General features: G+C 45.6%; 22 protein-coding genes. 8 read left to right on the forward strand and 14 right to left on the reverse strand.

Features of this window, described 5'->3' with window-relative positions; genetic code table 11:
* Nucleotides 1-349: 349 nt before the first annotated feature.
* From ABV298_RS16415 to ABV298_RS16425, 3 genes are all read left to right on the forward strand, one after another.
* Nucleotides 350-814: a hypothetical protein gene (locus ABV298_RS16415; protein ID WP_353717282.1), complete on the forward strand. Its 465-nt coding sequence runs from the start codon at nucleotides 350-352 to the stop codon at nucleotides 812-814.
* Nucleotides 815-1273: 459 nt separating this feature from the next.
* Nucleotides 1274-2758, forward strand: coding sequence for a S8 family serine peptidase (locus ABV298_RS16420; RefSeq protein ID WP_353717283.1), 1485 nt, complete (start codon nucleotides 1274-1276; stop codon nucleotides 2756-2758).
* Nucleotides 2737-3225 (forward strand): hypothetical protein, encoded by a 489-nt coding sequence (locus tag ABV298_RS16425; protein WP_353717284.1) that lies wholly within the window; start codon nucleotides 2737-2739, stop codon nucleotides 3223-3225. The genes ABV298_RS16420 and ABV298_RS16425 overlap by 22 nt, the downstream gene beginning before the upstream one ends.
* Nucleotides 3226-3400: 175 nt before the next feature.
* On the opposite strand, the gene ABV298_RS16430 is transcribed toward ABV298_RS16425, so the two are convergent.
* The gene (locus tag ABV298_RS16430) at nucleotides 3401-3565 is read right to left on the reverse strand and encodes a hypothetical protein (RefSeq protein ID WP_353717285.1); all 165 of its coding nucleotides are present in this window, start codon (nucleotides 3563-3565) and stop codon (nucleotides 3401-3403) included.
* 182 nt (nucleotides 3566-3747) lie between these two features.
* Nucleotides 3748-4221 carry a tyrosine-type recombinase/integrase gene (locus tag ABV298_RS16435; RefSeq protein WP_353723198.1) on the reverse strand — a complete coding sequence of 158 codons (474 nt, stop codon included), beginning with the start codon at nucleotides 4219-4221 and terminating at the stop codon, nucleotides 3748-3750.
* Nucleotides 4222-4271: 50 nt separating this feature from the next.
* On the opposite strand from ABV298_RS16435, the gene ABV298_RS16440 reads away from it, so the two are divergent.
* The 3 genes from ABV298_RS16440 (at nucleotide 4272) to ABV298_RS16450 (ending at nucleotide 5480) form a co-directional block, all read left to right on the forward strand.
* Nucleotides 4272-4583: a transposase gene (locus ABV298_RS16440; protein ID WP_353717286.1), complete on the forward strand. Its 312-nt coding sequence runs from the start codon at nucleotides 4272-4274 to the stop codon at nucleotides 4581-4583.
* 71 nt (nucleotides 4584-4654) lie between these two features.
* A complete protein-coding gene (locus ABV298_RS16445; protein ID WP_353717287.1) occupies nucleotides 4655-5020 on the forward strand; it encodes an IS3 family transposase in 366 nt (121 codons plus the stop codon).
* A 34-nt stretch (nucleotides 5021-5054) separates the two neighbouring features.
* A complete protein-coding gene (locus ABV298_RS16450; protein ID WP_353717288.1) occupies nucleotides 5055-5480 on the forward strand; it encodes an integrase core domain-containing protein in 426 nt (141 codons plus the stop codon).
* A gap of 12 nt (nucleotides 5481-5492) precedes the next feature.
* On the opposite strand, the gene ABV298_RS16455 is transcribed toward ABV298_RS16450, so the two are convergent.
* From ABV298_RS16455 to ABV298_RS16505, 11 genes are all read right to left on the reverse strand, one after another.
* The gene (locus ABV298_RS16455) at nucleotides 5493-6305 is read right to left on the reverse strand and encodes a phage integrase SAM-like domain and Arm DNA-binding domain-containing protein (RefSeq protein WP_353717289.1); all 813 of its coding nucleotides are present in this window, start codon (nucleotides 6303-6305) and stop codon (nucleotides 5493-5495) included.
* 394 nt (nucleotides 6306-6699) lie between these two features.
* A complete protein-coding gene (locus tag ABV298_RS16460; RefSeq protein ID WP_353717290.1) occupies nucleotides 6700-7464 on the reverse strand; it encodes a hypothetical protein in 765 nt (254 codons plus the stop codon).
* Nucleotides 7455-8006: a hypothetical protein gene (locus ABV298_RS16465; protein WP_353717291.1), complete on the reverse strand. Its 552-nt coding sequence runs from the start codon at nucleotides 8004-8006 to the stop codon at nucleotides 7455-7457. The genes ABV298_RS16460 and ABV298_RS16465 overlap by 10 nt, the downstream gene beginning before the upstream one ends.
* Nucleotides 8007-8047: 41 nt before the next feature.
* Entirely contained in the window at nucleotides 8048-9412 is a 1365-nt protein-coding gene (locus ABV298_RS16470) for a hypothetical protein (RefSeq protein ID WP_353717292.1), read from the reverse strand.
* 197 nt (nucleotides 9413-9609) lie between these two features.
* Nucleotides 9610-9900 (reverse strand): hypothetical protein, encoded by a 291-nt coding sequence (locus ABV298_RS16475; RefSeq protein WP_353717293.1) that lies wholly within the window; start codon nucleotides 9898-9900, stop codon nucleotides 9610-9612.
* Nucleotides 9901-10070: 170 nt separating this feature from the next.
* Complete coding sequence (locus ABV298_RS16480; RefSeq protein WP_353717294.1) at nucleotides 10071-10982, reverse strand: hypothetical protein; 912 nt, start codon at nucleotides 10980-10982, stop codon at nucleotides 10071-10073.
* A 1126-nt stretch (nucleotides 10983-12108) separates the two neighbouring features.
* On the reverse strand, nucleotides 12109-13422 hold the full coding sequence (locus ABV298_RS16485) for an RHS repeat-associated core domain-containing protein (RefSeq protein ID WP_353717295.1): 1314 nt from the start codon (nucleotides 13420-13422) through the stop codon (nucleotides 12109-12111).
* A gap of 371 nt (nucleotides 13423-13793) precedes the next feature.
* Nucleotides 13794-13919: a hypothetical protein gene (locus ABV298_RS16490; protein WP_353717296.1), complete on the reverse strand. Its 126-nt coding sequence runs from the start codon at nucleotides 13917-13919 to the stop codon at nucleotides 13794-13796.
* A gap of 238 nt (nucleotides 13920-14157) precedes the next feature.
* Nucleotides 14158-15471: an RHS repeat domain-containing protein gene (locus ABV298_RS16495; protein ID WP_353717297.1), complete on the reverse strand. Its 1314-nt coding sequence runs from the start codon at nucleotides 15469-15471 to the stop codon at nucleotides 14158-14160.
* Between the two features lie 173 nt (nucleotides 15472-15644).
* Nucleotides 15645-17564 (reverse strand): FG-GAP-like repeat-containing protein, encoded by a 1920-nt coding sequence (locus ABV298_RS16500; protein ID WP_353717298.1) that lies wholly within the window; start codon nucleotides 17562-17564, stop codon nucleotides 15645-15647.
* 20 nt (nucleotides 17565-17584) lie between these two features.
* Nucleotides 17585-18148 (reverse strand): SpvB/TcaC N-terminal domain-containing protein, encoded by a 564-nt coding sequence (locus ABV298_RS16505; protein ID WP_353717299.1) that lies wholly within the window; start codon nucleotides 18146-18148, stop codon nucleotides 17585-17587.
* Nucleotides 18149-18873: 725 nt separating this feature from the next.
* Between ABV298_RS16505 and ABV298_RS16510 the strand changes: the two genes are divergently transcribed.
* A complete protein-coding gene (locus tag ABV298_RS16510) occupies nucleotides 18874-19761 on the forward strand; it encodes a dienelactone hydrolase family protein (protein ID WP_353717300.1) in 888 nt (295 codons plus the stop codon).
* A 79-nt stretch (nucleotides 19762-19840) separates the two neighbouring features.
* Nucleotides 19841-20266, forward strand: coding sequence for a hypothetical protein (locus ABV298_RS16515; protein WP_353717301.1), 426 nt, complete (start codon nucleotides 19841-19843; stop codon nucleotides 20264-20266).
* A 61-nt stretch (nucleotides 20267-20327) separates the two neighbouring features.
* Here the strand turns inward: ABV298_RS16515 and ABV298_RS16520 are convergent, their stop codons facing one another.
* Complete coding sequence (locus ABV298_RS16520) at nucleotides 20328-22208, reverse strand: YjbH domain-containing protein (protein WP_353717302.1); 1881 nt, start codon at nucleotides 22206-22208, stop codon at nucleotides 20328-20330.
* Between the last annotated feature and the right edge of the window lie 4 nt (nucleotides 22209-22212).

The following is a 22212-nucleotide window of genomic DNA, read 5'->3' on the forward strand; positions in this document are numbered from 1 at the left end:
ACATTCAAGAAAAAAAATCTCGGCTCTTTTTATTATGTAATTATTTTTATCTATAATTGTATCAACCCTTCTGTTCTACAATAACTAAGATCTGACAGATCATAGCACCCATCAAACATGAAACTTACAGCTGAACACTTTTAATGTTCGGCGGGAGGTTTGCGCGCCCTATTTTCTCATTCGATTACAAACGATATTCTTTGAGTTTACTATATTATTTTCAACATGAAACTAATATAGTACAAGCTCCAGGGGAAGCATATGTCCAAATTTGGGCAAAGAATTTACTTGCGTACTTACTATCGCCAAGCAGGAAGAATACTGCAAACTATTGTATAAATTAAATAATATGAAAAAAAATGTGATTATAGTGCTCTGTCTACTTAGCAGTGTATTTGTCACTTGTAAAGATGACGAACCATTTGAGTTCGAATGTACAGATGGCGTTTTGAATTTTGAATTGTTGAATGATGAGTTAAACCCGCAAGTACGTCTTAAAGAGGTTGGAACCAGTAGTATAAATTCGCAGATCATTCAAAATGAAAACGAGCTATACAAAAAATTAGAAATTGTCTTTCTAAAAAAAAAGATTGATTTTGATAAAAAAAGCTTGGTCGTAATAAGTTTTAAAACAAACCCACCAGTCTCCGTTGAATCGCAGGTTGTGGTGGCCGATTGCAATAACAATAGGATCCAAGTAACGGCGGAACTCCGTAGTGCATCTATTCCGGTAGATGCTGTCAACTGCGTTTTTGCTATTGTTCCAAAACTTAAATCTTATACTATTGAGTTTGTTCCAAAATACATAAAATAAATAGCCTATGAAAACGGTCGCTCTATTTAGTTCCATTTTTGTTCTTTTAATACAATTTTCTGCCGACGCACAGGACTTTTTCTATCGGCACAACGGCAATCAGATTAAGGTAATAAAATCGGAAAAAAATCCGTTATTCAAACAAAGAAGGGGGCCAATATCTCAACTTTATTAAAGAACAATCCTTTAATTGATTCGCTTAAAGAACTACTACCAGATCAGAACCTTTACCTAGTATTTAATAAAAATGGAGCAAACAATGACCTCCGGCAGGCAGTAAATCTCGGTACTGACATAAACAGTATCAATCCGGTCTTGCACACCGCTGATGGAAAGGAACTGGGATTTCTATCCGAACAAATAATAGTCCGACTAAAACCGAGTACGCAAGTCGCCACATTTGAGGACATCATAAGGAAACATGACGCAAGAATAGATCGAAAGACCGAATATGACTCCTTGACTTATTTAATTTCGTCCTTAGCTGATACCGATAGAATATTCGAGCTCACCGAAAAATTGTATCAAAGCCAAATATTCGAGTATGTCGAACCAAAATTTTGGCTATTTGTCGAAACAGCTAGCGATCACAAAAAACGACCTTTGGTTATATGCACAAACGACCAATACTACCCACAGCAATGGCTTCTAAACAACACCGGGCAATCGGGCGGCATTGTCGATGCTGATATTGATGCGCCCGAGGCTTGGGCAATCACTAGCGGAAGCCCTTCTGTTAGAATTGCAATTCTCGATAATGGTACTGAACGAAACCATCCAGATCTAACCGCAAATATTACAGGTGGGTCAGATGCTACCGGCGGCTCTGGCGGATGTGCCTACCCAGCCACGAATGGCAATCCAAACTGGTGCGCAGGTGATGCACACGGGACTTGGGTTGCAGGCGTAGCCGCAGCCGTCGGGTGTACGGGCGTAGGTGTAACTGGAGTTGCATATGGCTCTAAGATCGTTCCAGTCAGAGTATTTCAAGGAACAACCCTAACTAACGCCGACTGGGTAGCAAGCGGAATCAACTATGCGAGAAATAACGCAGAAATCATAAATATGTCGTTTACACTCGCAGCCCCATCCTCTACCGTTGACACACAAATAAGCCAAGCCGTCACAACTGGTCGTGGGGGGAAAGGCGTAATTTTGGTGGCTGCATCAGGTAACAATGCCGGTTCAACACCTGGTTATCCGTCTATAAACCAAAATGTTGTATCAGTGGGAAGAACAACAAATCAGGATTTGCGATTCATGGATTCGCAGTATGGCCCAGGCTTGGATCTTGTTGCACCAGGCGTCGACATTTGGACAACAGATCTTACTGGAGCAACAGGAGCGAATACCGGTGACTATGCGGCCGTAGGCGGCACATCGTTTGCTAGCGCAGCCGTTTCAGGTGCATTTGCTCTACTCCTTTCAGTAAATCCAAATCTAACCATTAGCCAAGCGCGGATGCTATTAGAATCTACTACCGACAAAATTTCGTTAGGAACATATAGTTATGCCAGTACACCTAATCAAAATAATGGAGCCTGGAATAATGAGGTCGGCTATGGCAGAGTAAATGTAAACAACACACTGATTGCAATGAGAAATAGTAACATAACCGGCCCATCGATAATTTGCACCTCTGGGACGTTCAACCTGACTTTCAAACCGAATGTTCCCAAAACCTGGTATAGTAGCAATACATCTATACTAACCATCAATAGCGTCACGGGAGTCGCCACACGGGTAGGAAGCGGAAGTGGCCCGGTCACAATTACGATGAGATATTCAGTACTTTCGACTACCTACGATATAACCAAGGAAATCTGGGTTGGCACTCCAGACGTGTCCACAATAAAATACGACAATGGGATATCGGCTGGCGGGGCAATTATGTTTCACCCTATTCCAACCATACAGTATATTTGGATCAACAGAACGTCATAAAAGCTAACGTAACTAATACAAACTGGAACCCAAACCCAAACATTGGCTATGGCTATGGCATGGGATTCTCCCAATTTGACTTCTCACTGAATCCTGGCTCTACGGTAGTATTCAATCCAGTTTCATCTACCAACGTTTGTGGAACCGCAAACCGCTCCCTTTCGTTCACAGCAAACTCATCCTTTACGCTTGCACCAAATCCGGCCACAACCGAGTTAAAAATAATATTCGACAATGTTGACAAGAACGAAAACATTCCATCCCAGATGACACTTGTAAGCGAAACTACTTTAAAAACAGTAAAGTCATTGACAAGAGATGATGTGATGAAGCACGAAAACATCAAAAGTACTAGGACTTATATTATCAACGTAGCAGACCTGCCACGCGGAACATATTACTTTCATGCAAAACAGGATGCAAACTCAAACAACGAAACAAAAAGTGTAAGGATATTACTAAAATGACAAAAGTAAAGATAAACCTGAAACCTGAGTTTAATTACAGGGCGAATCTCTACGGGTGATAGGCATATATCTAATTGAAATAAGTCTCGAAGCCAGTAAATTGTTAAAAAAATCGCAATCATATAAGGTCAAAAAGTGGTCTTCCTTAAAAATGAAGACTGTTTTGGATGGGTATTTATTTAATGCGCTCCGCTTTGATCTCGATCTCTTCCCCAAGGCCTACAAATGACGCAGTCGTTTGCATTGAGTAGCGTATCGGATCAGCGGTTTGTGCTGTTGCAGTATTAATGTAAAGAAGCCCAAGAATAAGGGCAAGCATCCACTTGGAGAAAGTTTTCATCGTCAGTTTCGTTGAGTAAAATCTATTGATGTAACTATAAGGGAATAGCGATCAATTTGCAATTGAAGCGCTTTGTTTTTAGAAAAAAATGTTGTAAATACCGCGTAATGTAAAAATCGAAGGAGCCGAATACTTGAAGAAGTATGTGCGGATACCCTCGATTTTTACCAGTAAACTCGTGATCAGAATGCCACCAGTAACTTGCCATAGCGTTCTAAATCTTCGTGCTCGAAGCTATCAAGGTAGTGCTGAGTTGTCTTGCGATCTTTGTGCCCTAAGCTTTCGGATATGTAATCAATAGACACCTCGTTGCTGCGTTTGAGAACCGTGCTATATGAGTGCCGTGCTACGTACGTCGTTAATTTCGCTTCAAAGCCAAGCTCTTTTCCGATTTGAGACATGTGCTTGTTGACATTCCGGGTGATATTCTGAACAATCCGCCGTTCATCGACTGCATTCTTTGATTCATTGAGGAATGGGAATACATAGGTGTCTTTGGTTGTTTCGCGGTTGCCCCATTTTGCAATTATCTGGAATGCATGTTCCGTTGGCTTCGCCACAACAGGTGCTAGGTTTCCTCTCGAAGTTCTTTCAGTCTTTGCACGGATGAAGGTTATGACACCATCTTTAACGTCCCTGTATCGGAGACGGCATATATGAGGTGGCTCCTAAAAGCGGCACACATTTTTGCACATCTTGATGCAAAATGAAAGACCCCAAAACTGTAAAGACTCGTAGGAGCTACGACCTTGATTTCAAGCAGGAAGTAACCAGAATGCTGACATCAGGTCGAAGCGCCAAGGAAATCTCCGAGTCGTTTGGAATTGCTGAAAATCTTCTATATCGTTGGAAGAGAATGGCAACTATGAAGACAAAAACAAAGGACGGGCAAAAAGAGGATAGCGCTGCTGGAAAGCTCTCTGCAGAAAATGCGCGGCTTCGAGCGGAAAACGAACGTCTTAAAACGGACCGCGAGATCCTAAAAAAGGCGTTAGGTCTTTTCAGCAAGTCCGACTGAGGGACGTCTATGACTTGATATCGTCTCTATCCGAGAAGAATAAAGTGAGCTACCTCTGCACTCTTTTCGAAGTGAGCAGAACAGCTTATTATCGGTATCGGAGAGGCGGAAGTCATAATGCGGACAAAAAATATAACCGCCCAAAGCATGAGATACGGATCGAGTTTATCCGCAACCTGAAGCGATACGGTAGCAGACGAATCAAAGAATCCTTGAAACAAAAAGGTATTAGGATTGGTCGCCGGAAAATCGCTGAAATCATGCGAAAAGAAGGTCTGAGGGCCATTCAGCCGCCAAGGTTTATTCCAAGGACGACCGATAGTAAACACGGAAAACGAGTTTGTCGCAACCTGCTAACTAATCAACCGAAGCCAACTCGGCCCAATGCTGTTTGGACATCGGACATTACATACATGCCACTGAAAGGCGGGAAATGACGGTCCGCCGCTGCGGGCTTATCTGTGTACTTGGATGGATTTATATTCCAGGCAAATCGTTGGCTGGCAGGTCAGTGACAATATGCAGGAAAGTCTTGTCAGAGAACCGTTGGTACGAGCACTCTTGAAGCGACGAGTCAAGTGCGGCATGGTAATACATTCCGATCGTGGCGGACAATATTTATCCGGCAAAATGAAAAAGGTCGTCAAGACTTTCAAATTGAGACAGAGCATGTCACGCGCTGATGATCCTTATGACAATGCCTGGGCTGAGTCGTTTTGGAGTAGACTAAAAGCCGAATTAGCTATACCAAAAGGCGGATATGAGAGTATCGATAAGCTGAAAACGATTCTGTTCGAATACATTGATGGATATTACAATACCAGAAGATTACATTCATCATTGAACTACCTAAATCCGGTAGCTTTTGAAGCAGAATACTATCGGCAAACCGGATAAGAATTGAAGTTTTTAATATTTACTAACCCGCAGAAGTGTAAACCAAAACGGAACCACGTCAATATCCTTGATATTAATGCCGTTACACAGATAAGAGAACAACCATATGTCCTTGGCTCTATCTTCATTTGTGCCAGGGATAGTCTGGTAGTTGAAGAGCTGTTCAATCTGGTTGCTTTTGAGATCCTTTTTGATATTCCTGCCTGTTGGGATCTGGAATTTGTTCCTCTTGAATGGATAGTCATCCCGGTGCATGTAGCCTTGCTCGATTGCCTGATTCACGATTGTGCGAAAACTGCGCAAGTATATCCCAATGGTTGTAGTAGATCGCCCCTCTTGGAGCATATGCTTACAGAACTTCTCAAGGAAATCAGGCGTGATGTCTTCATACCGGATTTTTTTCGAGAACTCCCTCAGTGAGTTAAGTGCTGTCTGGTATGAGCTGCTGGTAGATATTCGGTCTTCTTCTTGGAGTTTGGCAATGTAGTCTTCCATTAACTCATAGATACTTTTCGCGCCCCTCTTGGCTTTATCCCCTAGCATTGCTTTTTCGAAGGCCTTGAACGAAAATACTGGAAGTGCTCTGATGATTTGATGCGCTTCGTTTTCACGTGCAAGCACTTTGAGTTTTGCCTCTCGGAGCTTTTCATTCCGGTTCTTGGGATTCACCATTTGCTGATAGTCTTCTGGCGTAAGATCGATTCCAAGTCGGTAGTCTTTGAACGTCCTTTGATAGGTAACTCTGAGCTTGAGAGGGTAGGTGCCGTCTTGCTTAATACGGCGAGTGTCTAGTACCACCTTTGCGGTGACTGTTGATTGTTCCATTTTTATTTACTGTTTAAAATTTGCAAGCGTTTTTACAAACAGCAGCTACAAAGGCTAACTAAAAGGTACAAAATTTTGTTGCCTGTTTTTAGTGTAAATGTTTGATTATTAGTAAATTATACTAACATCAATAAGCGCTAACAAACAGTAATAAAAGGTATGAGTAGGACTGTTAATCAGAGGGTCGCTGGTTCGAGCCCAGCTTCGGGAGTAACCTGATTTTAAGTGCCTGATAATCAATGAGTTATCAGGCACTTTTTTTGTTGCACATGTTATGAACAGGCGAACGATTTAAGGCATATAATTTATCAAAGTTGAATAATATCCATTCATGAATGCGTTATTCATAATGCTCCCGTCCGTGGCATCCACGCCACCGTCGAGATTCAGATCGCTAAAAGAGGTATTGGTCGAAAGTGCCTTTCAGAAAATCGTTGTTAGCGATCGACATGTCCGTGGCATCGACGGCCCCGTCGCTATTTACGTCTCCCGCCCACATGTACCATTTTCCATTGATGAGGCCCATTTGGGCAGGATCGCCAGGCAGCTGGCTGGCCTTGCTAAGGGCTGTTGTAAAGTCGTAGATAGCTGTGCCTGCATTGAAGGAAGCAATCGGGTTACTCAGAATGGCAACATGGTTTCTATGAAAAACCGCTACCCGTACCGGCGAACTTTGCCCGACGAATTTAGGGAGCGTACCATCTACATCGACAACGGCCCCGTTGGGTTTCAGAAGGAGGCTTTTCGACTGGAGTTTTGCCGCAGGGTTTGCGGCATCGCGAATTTCGATCTTGATCCAGTCTACCACGGGACCGGCTACTCCCGCCGGATTACCGATGTTGTTGTAAACGACATTTCCTCCGTAGGGATCGGTGGTGGGTAGTAGGCCCGACTTCGCGCTAAAATAGGTTTGCAGACTGCTGGCCATGTTCGCCTGCCCCTGGCGGTAAGCGCCTATGAGCAGTACTTTGGTATCGAGCTGAACGAGGCTGCTATTCAACTCCCTTTTGATCCGGTTGCCGGCATTGTCATAGGTAAATTTGATCTGTGCTTGAATGATACCGGGAAAGTTATTGCGACGGCGAGAGTCATCATTCTCGTGAAGTGTGTGCTCATAAGCGAAATGATTAGGGTTAATATTGTGACATGTTAAAAACAATCGGTTTCTCCGTTCATTACCGATTTGTCGAGTGTGCCCTCTTTACCGGCTTGAACGGGGAAGTAGCATCCACTTTTTGTTCGGAATACTTCCGCCCCGCTTCCGCAGATGATGGCGCATGCGTGGCCCTCGACGATGTCTTTTTTCGCTCGAATATCGTCCACACGCATTTTATATCGGAACGCTCCTTTATACCGGGATCCATCCGGCCTTAATCCGTTCCAACCATACTCATGAACAGGCATTTTGGAATTGAAATAGGGCTTCTGGTAGAGCATCGTATCTCCCTCTGCACTGTATACCGCGAAGCCCCAAACGTTTGTAACGACATCATTGACGACAGGGTAGAAATAATCATTCACACCGTCTTTATTGGGAGTGAATACATTTGGTACGTAGATCCGCTTCTTTTCATAAGAAAATTCGACGGGCTGGGTGCCGCAGCAGGATTCGTATTCTTCGGGCACGGGCTTCCTGCCAGACTGGTTCAAGGATGTGCCGACAGCTCCGAACAGAAGTAATAGTAAAATTGAACTTTTCATACAAGTGCATGTTTTGGTGATAAAATGTAAAGTCTTCGGCATTACTTAATTTTGACTATCCAAAAATCAAAAGAGCCATTTGTATCAGAACTTTTTTGCCCCGATTTCGGAGACGCGCTGCTACCGGCTAGCAGGTATCCGCCATCGGTTCCTGGTATCATTGAAAACAAATGATCTGTACTGGTCCCTCCGAAAGACTTGTCCCAAAGTTTGTTCCCATCAGAATCGATATTGATAAGCCAAAAATCCGAGTCGCCAGTATTGCCAAGGGGAAGCGAGGTCTTGCTGCCAGAATTGCCTGAATTGCTGTATCCACCTACCAGGAATCCCCCATTATAGGAAACTGGATTGCAGTCTGGAACATCGTCTAAGGTTCCTCCGAACGTTTTATCCCATAGCTTGCTACCTTTTTCATCAGTTCTGACTATCCAATAATCCATAAAGCCGTTGGTAATATCTGTAACATCACCTGATGGCGAATAGTCGGTGTCAGTTATGCCCACGAAAATATGGCCGCTGTTTTGTGAGTTCGCAATACCCAATATAGATTCGTCCTTGTAACCTCCGAAGGCGCTGTCCCAAATTTTATGGCCATTGGCGTCGATTTTTATAGCCCAAAAATCCGAACCTCCGTTTGTTTCTTGGGATTTGTCTCCGGATGATGTTGAGCTGCTATTACCAGCGAGTAAAAACGCTTTGTCGTTCGTAGGTATAATCTTCCACAAAGTCTCCCAGCCAGCCCCTCCGAAAACCTTATCCCAGATTTTTTCGCCTGATGCATTTATTTTTACAACCCAAAAGTCACTTGATCCGATTGTCGTTCCAGTCTCCGGAATGATAGTATTTCCGGCCAATAAAAATCCACCATCCTCGGTAGCAACGGCGCCTCTTAAATAATCATTAGCCTCCATTCCAAAGCTTTTTTCCCAAATCTTGTTGCCATTATCGTCGATTTTCACAACCCAGTAGTCATAGTCGGGCTTGGCATTACTGCCGGTAGTTTTGTTTCCTGTTGGCCCGGATTGGCTATATCCTCCAAGTAAAAATCCCCCGTCGGAAGCTTTTACAAGGCATTTCAGAACATCACTCCTGAACCCGCCAAATGTCTTATCCCAGATTTTATTGCCGTTAGCGTCTATCTTGATAACCCAGTAATCTCCTCCACTAAAATGGTTTTGAGACTTGTCACCCGAAATATTCGAGAAACTATCGCCGCCCAGCAAATACCCACCATCCGGCGTCGGTATTATGGCGGAGAACTTTTCCGATCCCTCTCCACCGAAGCTTTTATCCCACACAATATCCCCGTGAACTGTTTCAATTGTAGAAGTTTGGACGGGATTGTCGCATCCAGAAAATGGTGCCAACCCGATGGTTATAAAAGTTAATAGAAAGTATTTTTGCATAATGATAATGAGACAGGAGATGAAAATTTCCTACAACGTTTAATTAAAATTCCATTCTTTAATTAGCCCAAATCAGGATCACTACCAGATTTACCCCCAGGCCAATACCCCAATTTGACCAGACCTTTCGCTGTTTTATTTTCTTTGCCTTTTTAGTGTAAGCCTTATAGTATGAGGCTTGCTTGAATAATTCTTCATTAGGAATATCCCAGGTTTTCAATTTTAGGATTAGTAGAAGAGCATAAGATGGCGGGAATAAGACCGATTACCGGTGAAAGGAGACTGGTTAACAATGTGCCGGTCGCTGCACCTTTATATCGTTTATAATGCCGGGCTGCGTCGATCTGGCCTTTAATGCTCAAATCTTCCGGTTGTTTTAATGTGTACAGTTGTGGATTTTGCACGTTCGCCATTGAATCGGCAGGAGCCTGAGCTAAGCTCGAAAGGGACAAAAGAACCGTTAGCACGAAGGGTAATATAATTTTCATGATGATGGTGGTATAGTTATATTAATAGTTATGAATTTTCGGAAAATGGAATTTACTTTACACGCAACCGAGGCGAGAGTATAACTTGACCAAGTTCAGGTATTTTATGTTTGATTTACAAAACCGATGATCAAAATGGCATGATGGATGTCCAATCGGAAATACACTAGCTATTTGACGAGACCAACAGGCATCGAATTTCCTTTTTTATGGTTGATTTTGAATCGATAAATTGGAATTATATCTATCTGTTTGGGACCTCCTATTCGAATTGCCAAATCGCCTGACCCTGTCGTTCCGATTCTCCCACCGCCGGGAAAATAATACGGCGAAAAGGCATTTGGTTGCTCGTGGAAAAATCCTGGACGATCATAATAGAAATCAAACCCAAGTTTAGTGATTGGAAAATACTCGCCAGAGGAACTAACTTTCAGTATCCGATCGCCATCCGAGACCGCGTAGATTCCTGAGGGATCTAGTTTCACTCTTCTCTTTTTACCTTTGTATGTTCTGTCTACTTCAATAACACCTTTTTTGGTGATAGTGATAAATATGTCAGTGCTGATATCCGGTTTATTCATTTTAAAATGTGTATAGTCTCTGTAAATGCCAGCAGCAGGCTTGGTAGCTACATACATAGGTACGTTGAGTTTTTCCAGGCTATCCAGATGATTTAGGTCGACCCGCCGGACAAACAAAGTATCATACGCCGGCTTTGCAATCTCCGTATGAACCTGTTTCGATACCTCGCAGAATAGTTCGTTTATCCGCCCAAAGGGATCGCCGCTGCTCAGCTGGTAGATTGTATCAATTGAACAAATCGGAGCATATTGATCTTCGCCGGTTTGGGAGTATAATCTCATGGATAATATCAGCTTTGCCGGGCTGGAACCACAGTTTAAGAAGAAGTTCTCCAGGATGAGGACGCCTTCCCTGTTTTGATCAGCGAATTGGCTCGTGAAGAAGTTGCTAATGCTATCAGCAAGAGCACCCTTAAACCTAATGTTAGCCAGGCCGGAATAGCCTTTAATGGGCATGTAGCCCAATAGCAGGTGATTAGTTCTTCGGTCAATCGAAATCATGCCATTCCGAGTTTGCTTGCCAGAGCAAGTAAAGTTAAAACTTAAATATTGGTCTTGCCCAAAGGAGTAATGCCAGCAGGCTATTGCCAATAAAGTCAAGTAAAGTTTATGTCTTATTTCTGAAAATTAATAGGAGGGAAAAAGATATTGTTCATAATTTAACTTTTTGGGATGACGGACATTCACTATTGAAACGTAAGGGACAATAACGGATATAGAGAGAAGCTAATATCTATGCTTTGCGCCGTAGAGAATTTCTATTTGTCTACTTATAGGTAATTGTAAAATTGTTCTTTTTCAGATCCTCCAAAGTGAATACGTAATGTTTCAACACCTTGCTCTTTATCTCTATCGAGTCGCAATCATAAAACCTGCCTCCTTGATAAAAATGGTGTGAATCAATGAAGTAAATTTCCTCCGATTTTCCATTGGAAAGCCTATTTTCCCAGCAAACCCTAGAATTATGCCAATCTAGTCTCGAATTAGATAGCAAAACCTCTCCGTCTAAGCCACAATGTGTTAGATTATTGTGTGTTAGATTATAGAATTTTAGAGCAAAAATTATGGAATCAGATGATGCATTTTCGATTACAATACCGTGATGGCAATCAGGGCCTTCTCGATGACAGGTGTTCGCCAAAGAAAGTGGGACCAATAGCAACAATAGGAATAGTTTGAATTTGATGGACGTCCTTGGATGATCAGTTGTCATAGGTTATAATAAAATTATTTCTCTTTAAGTCGTCAAGAGTGAGCTCGTAATGCTTCAATACTTTATTTTTGATCGGTATCGAATCACAATGGTAGAAGCCGACGCCTGAAATAAATTTTCTTGGATCAATTACGTACATTTCAGCAGTTTTTCCGTTTCCCAGTTCTTGCTCCCAACAGTATCTTGGTAAGTCTAAAATAACCTCGTCGGTAGGGGCCGCGTTGGAATAAAAAACCATAGTGCAGAGGCCACTGCCGTTAGTTCCTTTAAGTGCATAAATTATAGTGTCACTCGAATTGTTTTTTGAAAATGATGTTATGATGGCAGTTTGGACCCTCGCGATGGCAGGCACTCGCGAAGAGAGCAATTGTACTTATTAATAGAAGTAATTTCAGTTTCATAGTATTTTGCTGGTTATCTGTTGTATCTCCATGCATTAATTAGCCCATGCACAACGGGATCTACCATTCCAGGGTTGAGCATAGAAAAGTAGTCCCAAAAATTTGCCTTTACATGTAAACTCTCGAGGCGACTTACATTTAGCCCGCTTGCATAGTTTACATATTGTAATCGCGTGTTGGAGCCATCAAAGTTTAGAGGATTTCGATCGAAGTCCCATCCTAAGTTTGTTCGTGGATCTCGGGATGTCCAGTCATCCCTACTTGTGCCATCATTTTGAAAACCCGCTATATTCTTATTGAAGTAAAGAAATGCCCGTCTGTTCGCGTCTTGTTCAACCGGGTGAAAGTCGTGCTCCCCACTGCTTAATACACTTGTTATGCCTACTCTTGGATAATAGGCTGGCCCCATCGATTGGCTTTGGATATAGTGACCGTACTCATGCTGAAAAAGTGGATTGTTCGCGTCGGGTGCTATGCTCGCATCGCCGATAATGTAGTTACCTTGTGTAAGGGCTCCCCAGTCTCCGGAGGTCCTGACAACTGTTGCTCCGTATTTGTACTCCACAGAATTTACATTTCCGAAAATGGTGTTTACCACATGCGCTGCCGATTGACCACCGAGAACCTGGGGCGCTTGCCAGGTAAAACGAGATACTAATTCCCAGAATCTCTTTTTGTTACTTTTATTCGGATCGGTTTGAAACAACCCGTTCCAGATTCGACCCTCCATTCTTACTCTATGTGTCGCTTCGGCAAAAGCTCCTTTTAGCCCGCCTGTTTTAATTAATCCGTGCCAAAAGCCCATTAGGCCCGATACGAGAAATTGCCCACTCGGATCAACATTCTTCAACGGATTATTCATCACATAACTATATCTGTTATAATCCTGCGTCGAATACGGATTCTGCACATAATTATCCACACTCAACACCCTCCCCACGACCGGATCATACATCCGCCCATTCATATTGATCAAATTAAAATTCGTCAAATGCTCGTGTCCCGTAAATCCGCGGTACAAGTAGCTAGTCGGAGCCGGAACATTGATGTAATCCCAGTTGGCTGGGTGGCGGAGGCGGCCCCATGCGTCGAAGTTTTGATCGAGAATGACGGTGCCGTTGACGGCGGTCAGTGTCAGCAGCGAGCCCAGGTGGTCGGTATAGGTGTAGTAATATTGGTCGGCGCCGTTCTCGCGGATGACGAGGGCGGAAAGGCCTGCGGGCGTGTGTATGTAATGCAGGTGCTTGTCGGCGACTCCGGGCGTGATGTCCTTTTCGTAACTGCCGAAATAGTAATGCGTATTGATCAATACGCCGTTCTTTTTCATAACGCCTTTGATGCGCTGGTAACCGGCGTCGTAGGTGTAGGTGAGCTCGTAAGGCTGACCTGAACCTTTTTCGGGGTAATCTTATCGGGCTGGTTGAAGGACGTGTAGGTAATGTCCTGGGTGAGTTGCGGCAGTGCGGTGGTGGGCGCTATGATGCCCGTGAGCGCATTGAGTTTCGCGGGATGGTAACTGAACTGCTGTCCGGCATCGGTTTTCGAAACAATGTTGCCCGAAGGTTCATACGCGACCGTCTGTGCGGGCTTGCCTGTTACGGTTGCCGTGAGCAGGCGGCTGAGGTTGTCGTAAGTGAAGCTCTCTTCCTTGTTTTTAATGTAATCCTTGCGTTTGGTCAGGTTGCCTTTGGGATAATCCTAGGTCAGTTCCAGGTTCTGGACCCCGGCAGTAGAAAACAGCTTCGGAATGCCGTAGTCGTAGTTGATCACCGATGATTTGCCGTTGCCGAGCGTGTAGGCAGTATTTTGCCCCAGCCCGTTCATGGCGGTATTGGTGTAAAGGGTTACGGAGCTATTGGTATTTTTAACGGTCGTCGGATAGCCGTTGGCATCATAAGCGTGATTGGTACCAAACCCGGAAGGGTACAGAACAGAGGCAATATCCCCGTAATTATTGTAATATAGGTGGTTGTATACAGGCTGCCGTCGACGGTTTCTTTAATCGTCAGCATTCGCCCATAGGCATCGTAAGTATATTCTTCCAGGTTACCTGCAAAGCCAGTTACTTTTTCGATCTGATTGATCCCGTTCCCCGAAGCCCGGTACTGGTAAGTTGTTGCGGGCTCTCCTGCTTTGCTCTGCTGACGATCCTTCCGGCAACGTCGTAAGCCAATGTGTAGGTTGCCCCGTTGGCATTTGTTTGGGTCACCAGCTCGCCCAGCGAGTTATAATCATATTGCGTCGTGCCGGCATTGGCGTCGGTCAGGTGGGTCTGACGGCCGTAAGCGTCGTATTGATTGCTGGCAAGCGTAAGAGCGCCATTTTTGACATCCTTGATCCCGCCGTGGCTGAAATAGGTGTATACCAATGTTCCGCCATCGTCGGTTGCACTGATTACCTTCCCACTGGCGTCCGTCTTCTGAGAGGTCGTGCCTGTTGGGGTAACTGTGGTGGTGGTAAGTTCTCCGCCGGCATAGGAGTAGCTGATCGTTTTGGTACCCAGCGCGCCGCTATTGATGTTATTAGGCCTGTTGTATTGGTCGTATTGGGTAGTGGTGGTGATATAGGTTTCGCCTGCTTTGTATGGCTGGGTATTCGAAACAATATTGCCCTTTGCATCATACGCCTGGACCTGTGTGATCGGCTGGTTGCCAAAGCCCTCGGTTTCTTTTTTGATCTCGCGGCCCAACAGATCGTACCATATTTTGACATTAGGCTTGCCGGGATGTGAGACCAGGCTGTACCATACCGCCCCGCCAGCCAGGTCCCAGCCGTAGCTTTGTGTGATGTTATATGCAACCGGTGCCGGTGGCGCGGTAACCGTAGGTCTTCCGAACACATCATATTGGTAAGTTGTAACCAGCCCATCGACGCCCGTCGAAGTCAGCGGCTTGCCCCACCTGGGGTCATAGGTGGCGCTGGAAGTCTGGCCAAGCTCGTTGACGCTGGATTCGGCATAGCGGCCTTTCGGATCGTATACGGACGACGTATTGCGTGGAGGGAAAGCGCCCGGGCCATTCGGTGTAACGGTCGTCTTTTTCAAATTTCCGAGCGGAAAGTATTCGTAGGCTGTAACCACATTTTTGGCTGACCCATTAAAGTCGGTTTTGGAAGTAAGTTGTCCAATGGCGTTATATCCAAAACTGGTTGCAACAGTGTGCGCAGGCTGGCCGGACCGGGTGTTGGAAACCGTCACTGATGTTGGTTTGTTCAGGATCCCGGCCGGATAGGCGCCGTAAACGGTACTGGTTACCGCGGTTTCGACCCCGTTGTTGACCGTGCTTTGCGTAACGTTGCCGAAATTGTCATACACATTTACCGTGGTCGTAGTCCTGCCCTCCAATGCCTTGTTTTCAAGGATATTGGTAGTTTGCACCCAGAAGCGTTTGGCAGCCGGGGAAGTAAATACATTAGTGTGGGTCGTCTGGCTCAGCAGAGCGCTTGTCGACGCGAGATAGACCGACGTCCGGTAAGGGATGGCTGTGTAGTAAGTGGTATTGAATTCATTTTCGGTGACAGTTTTAATGCCCGTAGCCAGGTCGTTGGCCGTTATCTTGCCAAACCCAGAAAGCCCTTTCCCGCGCGGTGCAATTTCGTCGCTTCGTAATTGTATTGAATGGAATTGTAGCCACCAACCCCATTTTGCAATTTGAAATCGGAGACGGCATACAGTGGTGGCTGGACCGCATTGAAAGGGTAAGCCGTGAGGTTTCCCCGGATATGGAACCCGTTTTCATCCGTCAGCTTTTTGTAAACCCACTCGGTAACGTGGTTGTAGCCGTTTTTTACCTTCTCAAGAAGATTTTCCCTGCCTTCTTTTTTGAAATAGAATATATCCATTGGATTGGAAATATTCTTGAAGTTGATAATATCGGCCCGATGGTCACCGTTGAAGTCGCCGATCATGGGAGGCGGCGCGCCCAGGTATAGGAGATATGTGCTGTTTACACGATAGAAACTGGTCCCGGTACTCCACGAATAGCCCTTTCCATAGTAAACATCAAAATTCGCTGTCTGTGATAATTGCCAGCCATGGCAAATATCCGATTTCCCATCGCCATTGATGTCGGCAACGGCGAGCTGGTCGCCGGTGAAAGGATCTGTATTAGGGAGTGTGTTAAACGTAAAAGGCGATTCGTAGAAGTAAATTCCGTTAGAGATCAATATCTTCCATGTGCCGGAAGTGGTTGATTTGGCAAGAACATCCGTTTTCCGGTCACCATTGAAATCACCGAAATAGCAGAGGTGATCTTTGGTCAGATAATTGCCAGAGTAATGAATGCGGCGTGCGGTCCACCCGTCAAATGTGAAGATTTCACAATTCGAGCCCTTAATCAACATTACATCGCTCTTGCCATCACCATTGAAATCTGCGATATGTACTTTGTCGGCGGTCGGCCAGTCACTTACTGCAAGCGCGAATACGCCTGAAATTACAATTGACCCGAAATCGGGCTGAACTTTTCCATTGTACAGGTGGCAATTGTAATTAACGGCATTGTTTCCCAGCATCGTCAATATGTCCTGAACACCATCCCCGTCGTAATCACCGGGGAAAATGAAGTGCCCACTTGGATGGATTTTAGAATAGCCAGGGTAGGGAGAAATGTTCAGTTCATCGAATTGGATGGCGAGTTGTCCATTGGTTTGCCCATTGTAATTTTGAACGGTGCGATAAATGCGGAGACTGTTTAAAGTGCGATTTTTGCCTGATCCGGCAACGTTGGTCATCAAAACATCGTCTGCGCCATCGCCGGTGAAATCATAGGCCAGAAAATTGAATGAATTGGGGATGCTTTGTTTTTTAACAACGCTGTATGTAACGGGTGCGTCAGTTACATTATCCGCAAAGAAACTGTTGGGCTGCCCGATGTACGCAGGGTACTTGACGTAAACGATCATCCTATATACGGCAGGATTCGGAATAAGGCTTGCTTCCAGAAAATCGGTCAACCCGTCTGCGTTGAAATCTCCTGTGATCGTTGTGGATGAAGGGTCTTCATACCCCTCTGTCGTTACGGTGCTGAATTCCGCAGGCGGGTCGCCGTATTTAAAAATAGTGGCATTGAGCTGTGTGCCATCGGTTCCCGCCTCGATGACCTCCTTCAAATAGGAGTTGATGTTATCATGCCCGTAATTGAATTGGTAAGTCCTGACGGTCGACCCCTCGGCTTTGGTCGTTACTTTATCCAGCAAATACTTGCTCTCGATACGCGTATCGTTTTCAAAACCAGCGTTTTCATCGATGGTGCGGATCTTGTAATCGAATTTGACCTGATTATAAGGGGCTAATCCTTGTACCGCATTACCGGTGTAGTTGATTTCGTCAATCAGCAATGCGAAACCAACGCTCTTATATTTAAAATTAATATAATTCCCATCAGGGTACAGGATGCGGGAGAGCGCCCAGGTGAGCACGGTGGCGAACTGGCCGGTATGCCTGGAATCCGGGGTGTTCCCATACTCCATTTTTATTCCCTCTTTGGTAATTACTTCAAACCATTCGGGGCCGTTCCCTTGTGTGCTTTTAGAGGTGATAGTTGCAAAATTTTCAGTTTCAGGCCCGTAGGGGTATTGGGTTCTCCGTAGCTGCCTGCTTTGGCTATCAGCCTGGTGCCATCCAGAACAAACCTGTCGCTGTTGGTCATCACACCAGGATTTGTCTCGTTGTCAAAATACATGTTCCGCGTGGTGCGGGTGATTTTTGACAACCCTCCAATATCCCAGCCCTGGCCCAGGACCCCATTTCCGCCCATGGAATGGTAATTTATCGAGACGGTCGGGCTGATACCGTTGGTTCCAGGCGGAATAACGAGTGCTATCGAATAGGTCGCACCTGCCGACGCAACATTGCCGCCGCCGGAAATGCTCCCCACAGGCAGACTTTGGTTAATTGCCCGGCCGTCGAAGGTGGCCCCCGTGTATAGAGGTTGATAGGTGACGTTTTGAGCGGTCGAAGCGAAGCCAGTAAAGATTATCAGGACCCGGAGCAGTTTGCCAATTTGATTGAATGTTTTGAACGCCGGCGAGTTTTGGCTGTAACGGTTGTTCATATACCGAAAATTTAACACTTAGATAGTGGTGGAGAAAAAGATAACTTGAATAGTTTCGGGGTTTTATTAAGAAATGTGCATTCAAATGGTTATTCCCGGGCTATATTCCAACCCTGTTTTTTTTTTGAGATGGATCGGGGTGGTCGAATCGTAATAAATGAAGCTGAGCAGATACAGTTGACGTGAACAAAAGTGCTTTGCGTTATAACTTTGGCAAACGTAGAAGTTTTATTTTGAGCAAGTTGTAGAATACGGAAGTGATTTATTTAACGGGAAGTTAAATAATTGATAATCAGGTGTATGTAAGTGTGTTTGTCTTTTGATAACTCAAACTCCCATCTAAATGCTCTTTATAAATGTAGCGTTTATTGTAAGCACATTTATAGTTATCAAAAGGTATTTAGTTTCTTGCTAATCCCTTGGCTAAAGATAAATGATACGAAAAAATGTAATTCAATACATTTGATCGTTTTGTTTCTCCTATTTTATTTTTTTTATCGGGTGAATGGATGTGAATAATCAGAAATAACGATGGCTTTATTGATGGATAGTTGTGGTATAAAACCTTTCGATGCACATCTCAGCTTAACGGCCCTTCTCGCCCGTATGCGAAGCACCGCTGGCCCCGGCATGACCAATGCAAGAAGCATTTGGAATATTGTCTGTGCCTTTTTTCATTAACTTTAGAACTTTATGAAAGTCAACTTCACCCAACCCCCAAACCAATGGCACAGCTCAGAAAAGAAGACATCAAACAGGAAGTATTCGACCTATACGACGACTATGCGCATGACCGTATCGATCGCCGCAATTTTGTGCAGAGTTTGTCCGCTTATGCGGTAGGCGGCGTGACGATAGCTTCACTGATGAGCTTTTTAATGCCCGACTATCAGGGTGCTGTTCAGGTGCAGGCAGGCGACCCGCGTTTGCAATCCGATTATGTCAATTATGATTCGCCGAAAGGCGGAAAGACGATCAAAGCTTTATTGTCCAGGCCGGTGGATGCAGAAGGGACGCTTGGGGGAATTGTGGTCGTCCATGAAAACAGGGGATTGAACCCGCACATCGAGGATATCGCCCGTCGTGCTGCATTGGCAGGCTTTATTTCCATTGCGCCCGACGCGCTTTCGCCATTGGGTGGTTATCCTGGGAATGACGACGCCGGGCGTGAGCTACAAAGCAAGCGCGACCGCGGTGAAATGCAGGAGGACTTCATCGCAGCATATGAATATTTGAAAAACCACAAGGATTGCAATGGCAAAGTCGGTGTGGTAGGTTTCTGTTTTGGTGGGGCTATCGCCAACATGATGGCCGTGCGCATTCCGGATCTGGCAGCCTCGGTGCCGTTTTATGGCGGGCAGCCGGCAACGGAGGATGTTCCGAAAATCAAGGCACCGCTGCTTTTGCATTATGCGGGCCTGGATACGCGCGTGAACGAAGGCTGGCCGGCGTATGAAAAGGCATTGAAGGAAAACCACAAGGAATACACAGCGTACATTTATCCTGGTGTGAACCACGGTTTTCATAACGACACGACTCCCCGTTACGATAAGGCGGCTGCCGAGCTGGCGTGGAAACGTACGATCGATTTCTTTAAGGCGAAATTGGCCTGAAAGGCGGCATACGCAGCGGTTTTATCGGCATCCTGGTCTGTAATGATAGGAAGTTTGTTTTATCATTAACAAAGATGTCATGAAATGTGATTTACGAACCTTTTTTGCGCTTTGCTTGCTGGTTGTTGGCCTGCATGCCTGCACCATGCAGGACCATGTCGCTCCCCGCAAAATAAAGCTCAGTACACCCGAATTCGAATACACCGACGATTTCAAAATGCGATTTAAAATACAGGTCGATTCGCTGGGTGATTTGCCTGTGACCGAATACGGAATTTTACATCTCAGTTTTTTCCGGGCACAAAACGATACCGATTACACACCCCGGATCGAGCATGGAGCACGAATGCAGTTCGACCAGCCGGTCGCTTTGGGTGTTAACAGCTACGTTTATACCGGCAATGCTTTTCAGGGCAAGTACTTCTTTTTTTACCGCGCTTATGCATTGCTCTCCGACGGCTCGGTATCTTACGGGGATATCAAGAGCTTTACTTTTGGGCCATAGCGTGCTCTGGAAAAGCAAATCGCCCCGTCAAACTGCTTTCGGTTTCACGGGGGCGATTGCTTTACGGTTTTTGTCTGTTGAGGTAATCGGTATGATATTGTCGCAGTTTCTGGTCGAGCTGGTAGCCTGTGCGGTAGCGTTCTCCGATCCGGAAACCACGTGTATAGCTGTACTCCCAGCGGAACTCGTCTGTAGTCCGGAACCGCAGCTTTTTGCCCTGGGCGATTTTGCCGGGCGGAATAGGCACTGCAAAATTGAAACCCGCCGTGGTGCCGTTATTGGTTTTCATCACATATAAACCCACTTCCACATTCGTGAACTGCCGGATCAGATCGAGGCGTCCGCCTTCGTCGCCGGCAAGATACCTTCCGCCCGACAATTTCAGCGTCACATCCGGCTGGGGAAGCCGGTAGGCAACATCGGCGATGAGGAGCAGGTTATCCATGTTTTCGTAATAAATGCCGCTTCTCGTATAATAATACAGGCCTGTAAGCCCGCCTTCCAGCCCGAACGACCATGGCCCGGCCAGGTCGTGGCGGCGGTATTGTACATTCACGCCGTATTGGTCATTGTAAAAATAACCCGCCGACGCGCTAACAAAATGTTTGCCGAATGCCAGGAACTGGTTCAGGAAAACCGGTGCCGGGCGAATGATTCGTGGACGGTCGTCGAGGTCGTTGGTGATCGGAAAGAGCACGCCCGCATTGAGCGCCATCCCTTTCCAGAGGTAGAACTGCGTTTGGAGCAACAGACTGGTATTGCTTTGTAATGTCTTTTCGCGGTAACCGAAATTGGCCGCGAATACAGGTTGCAGCCAGAAATCCAGTTTATATTTATTCAGTAAAAAACGGGATGTCCGTATTTCATCTTTTCCCGGTATGCGATAGCTGATCCGTTTGCCCATCCGGTAGGCGCCAATGGGAACGCCCTGGAACATAGGTATGAGCTCTTTTGGGGCCGAGTCCGCTAATGCGCGCTGGATTTCGAGCATGCCGATATAGGGATTGCGGTAAAGCCGCTGTTCGTAAACTACTTTGCCTGCGGTAGAATCAATGCTAAGGTTTTCAAAATTGTTGAGCAGTTTTTGCCGTTCGGCATCGGGTGCCGGTTTGGCCTTTTCGGGATCCTGGTAACTGCGGACTCTTTTCGGCAGCCGCAGCATATTCACGGCATAGGATGTTCCGAAAGTAACCTGATCGAAGTTCAGCACGCCGGCCTGTATGGTCCAGCGTTTGAAAAGTGTAGCGTAAAGGCCCGCATTAAAATGCTGGCTGTCCCATTCCGCCATGAAACCCGCCATGTTATCGAACCGCAAATTGAAACCGCCGAACGGCCCCGACAAGTAGCGGTAGGCAAGGTCCTTTTTCTTGACGATTTCAAGGTTTTCGAAAATATTATAGTTGTTTTTTTCGGATTCGTCGCGCTGTATGAAAACGGGGCTGCCGAATCCGGCGGTAACGTCCGCGTAAAGCCGGTTCCCCAGGCGAAGCGTTTTGCTCCCTACGAGTGCGTTGGTGGATAGTGAGTTGTCGATCCCGAACGGAGCCGAAAGGATAATCGCCACCGAAGGGCGTTTGTCGGTTTCTTTGAAGAGGAGATACTTGATATCGAGCTGCCGGTCGCCGATGCCTTTTTGCCCGCGTTTCTTCTCGTTGTTGATGCGCAGCAGGTTAACGTTGATTTCCAGCCTTGGCAGTACCGTCAGGTTGGCGAAATAGATACCCTCCGAATTCCGGCGGTTGTATCTGAAACCGTACCGGATCGGGTTGAAATGGTAGCCGAACTGAAATGCCCCATCGCTGGTCTGTTGAGCGGACGGAATGTAGATCAGCCCCGGCTTACCGGAAATATTGGTTTGTGCGTGTACGCGAAAGCCCATACAAAGAGCAAGCAGAAAGGGAAATAACGTATTTCCCCTTCTGCCTCTAACAAATTGAATCATCCGC

It is taken from the genome of Dyadobacter sp. 676, from assembly GCF_040448675.1.
Lineage (GTDB): Bacteria > Bacteroidota > Bacteroidia > Cytophagales > Spirosomataceae > Dyadobacter.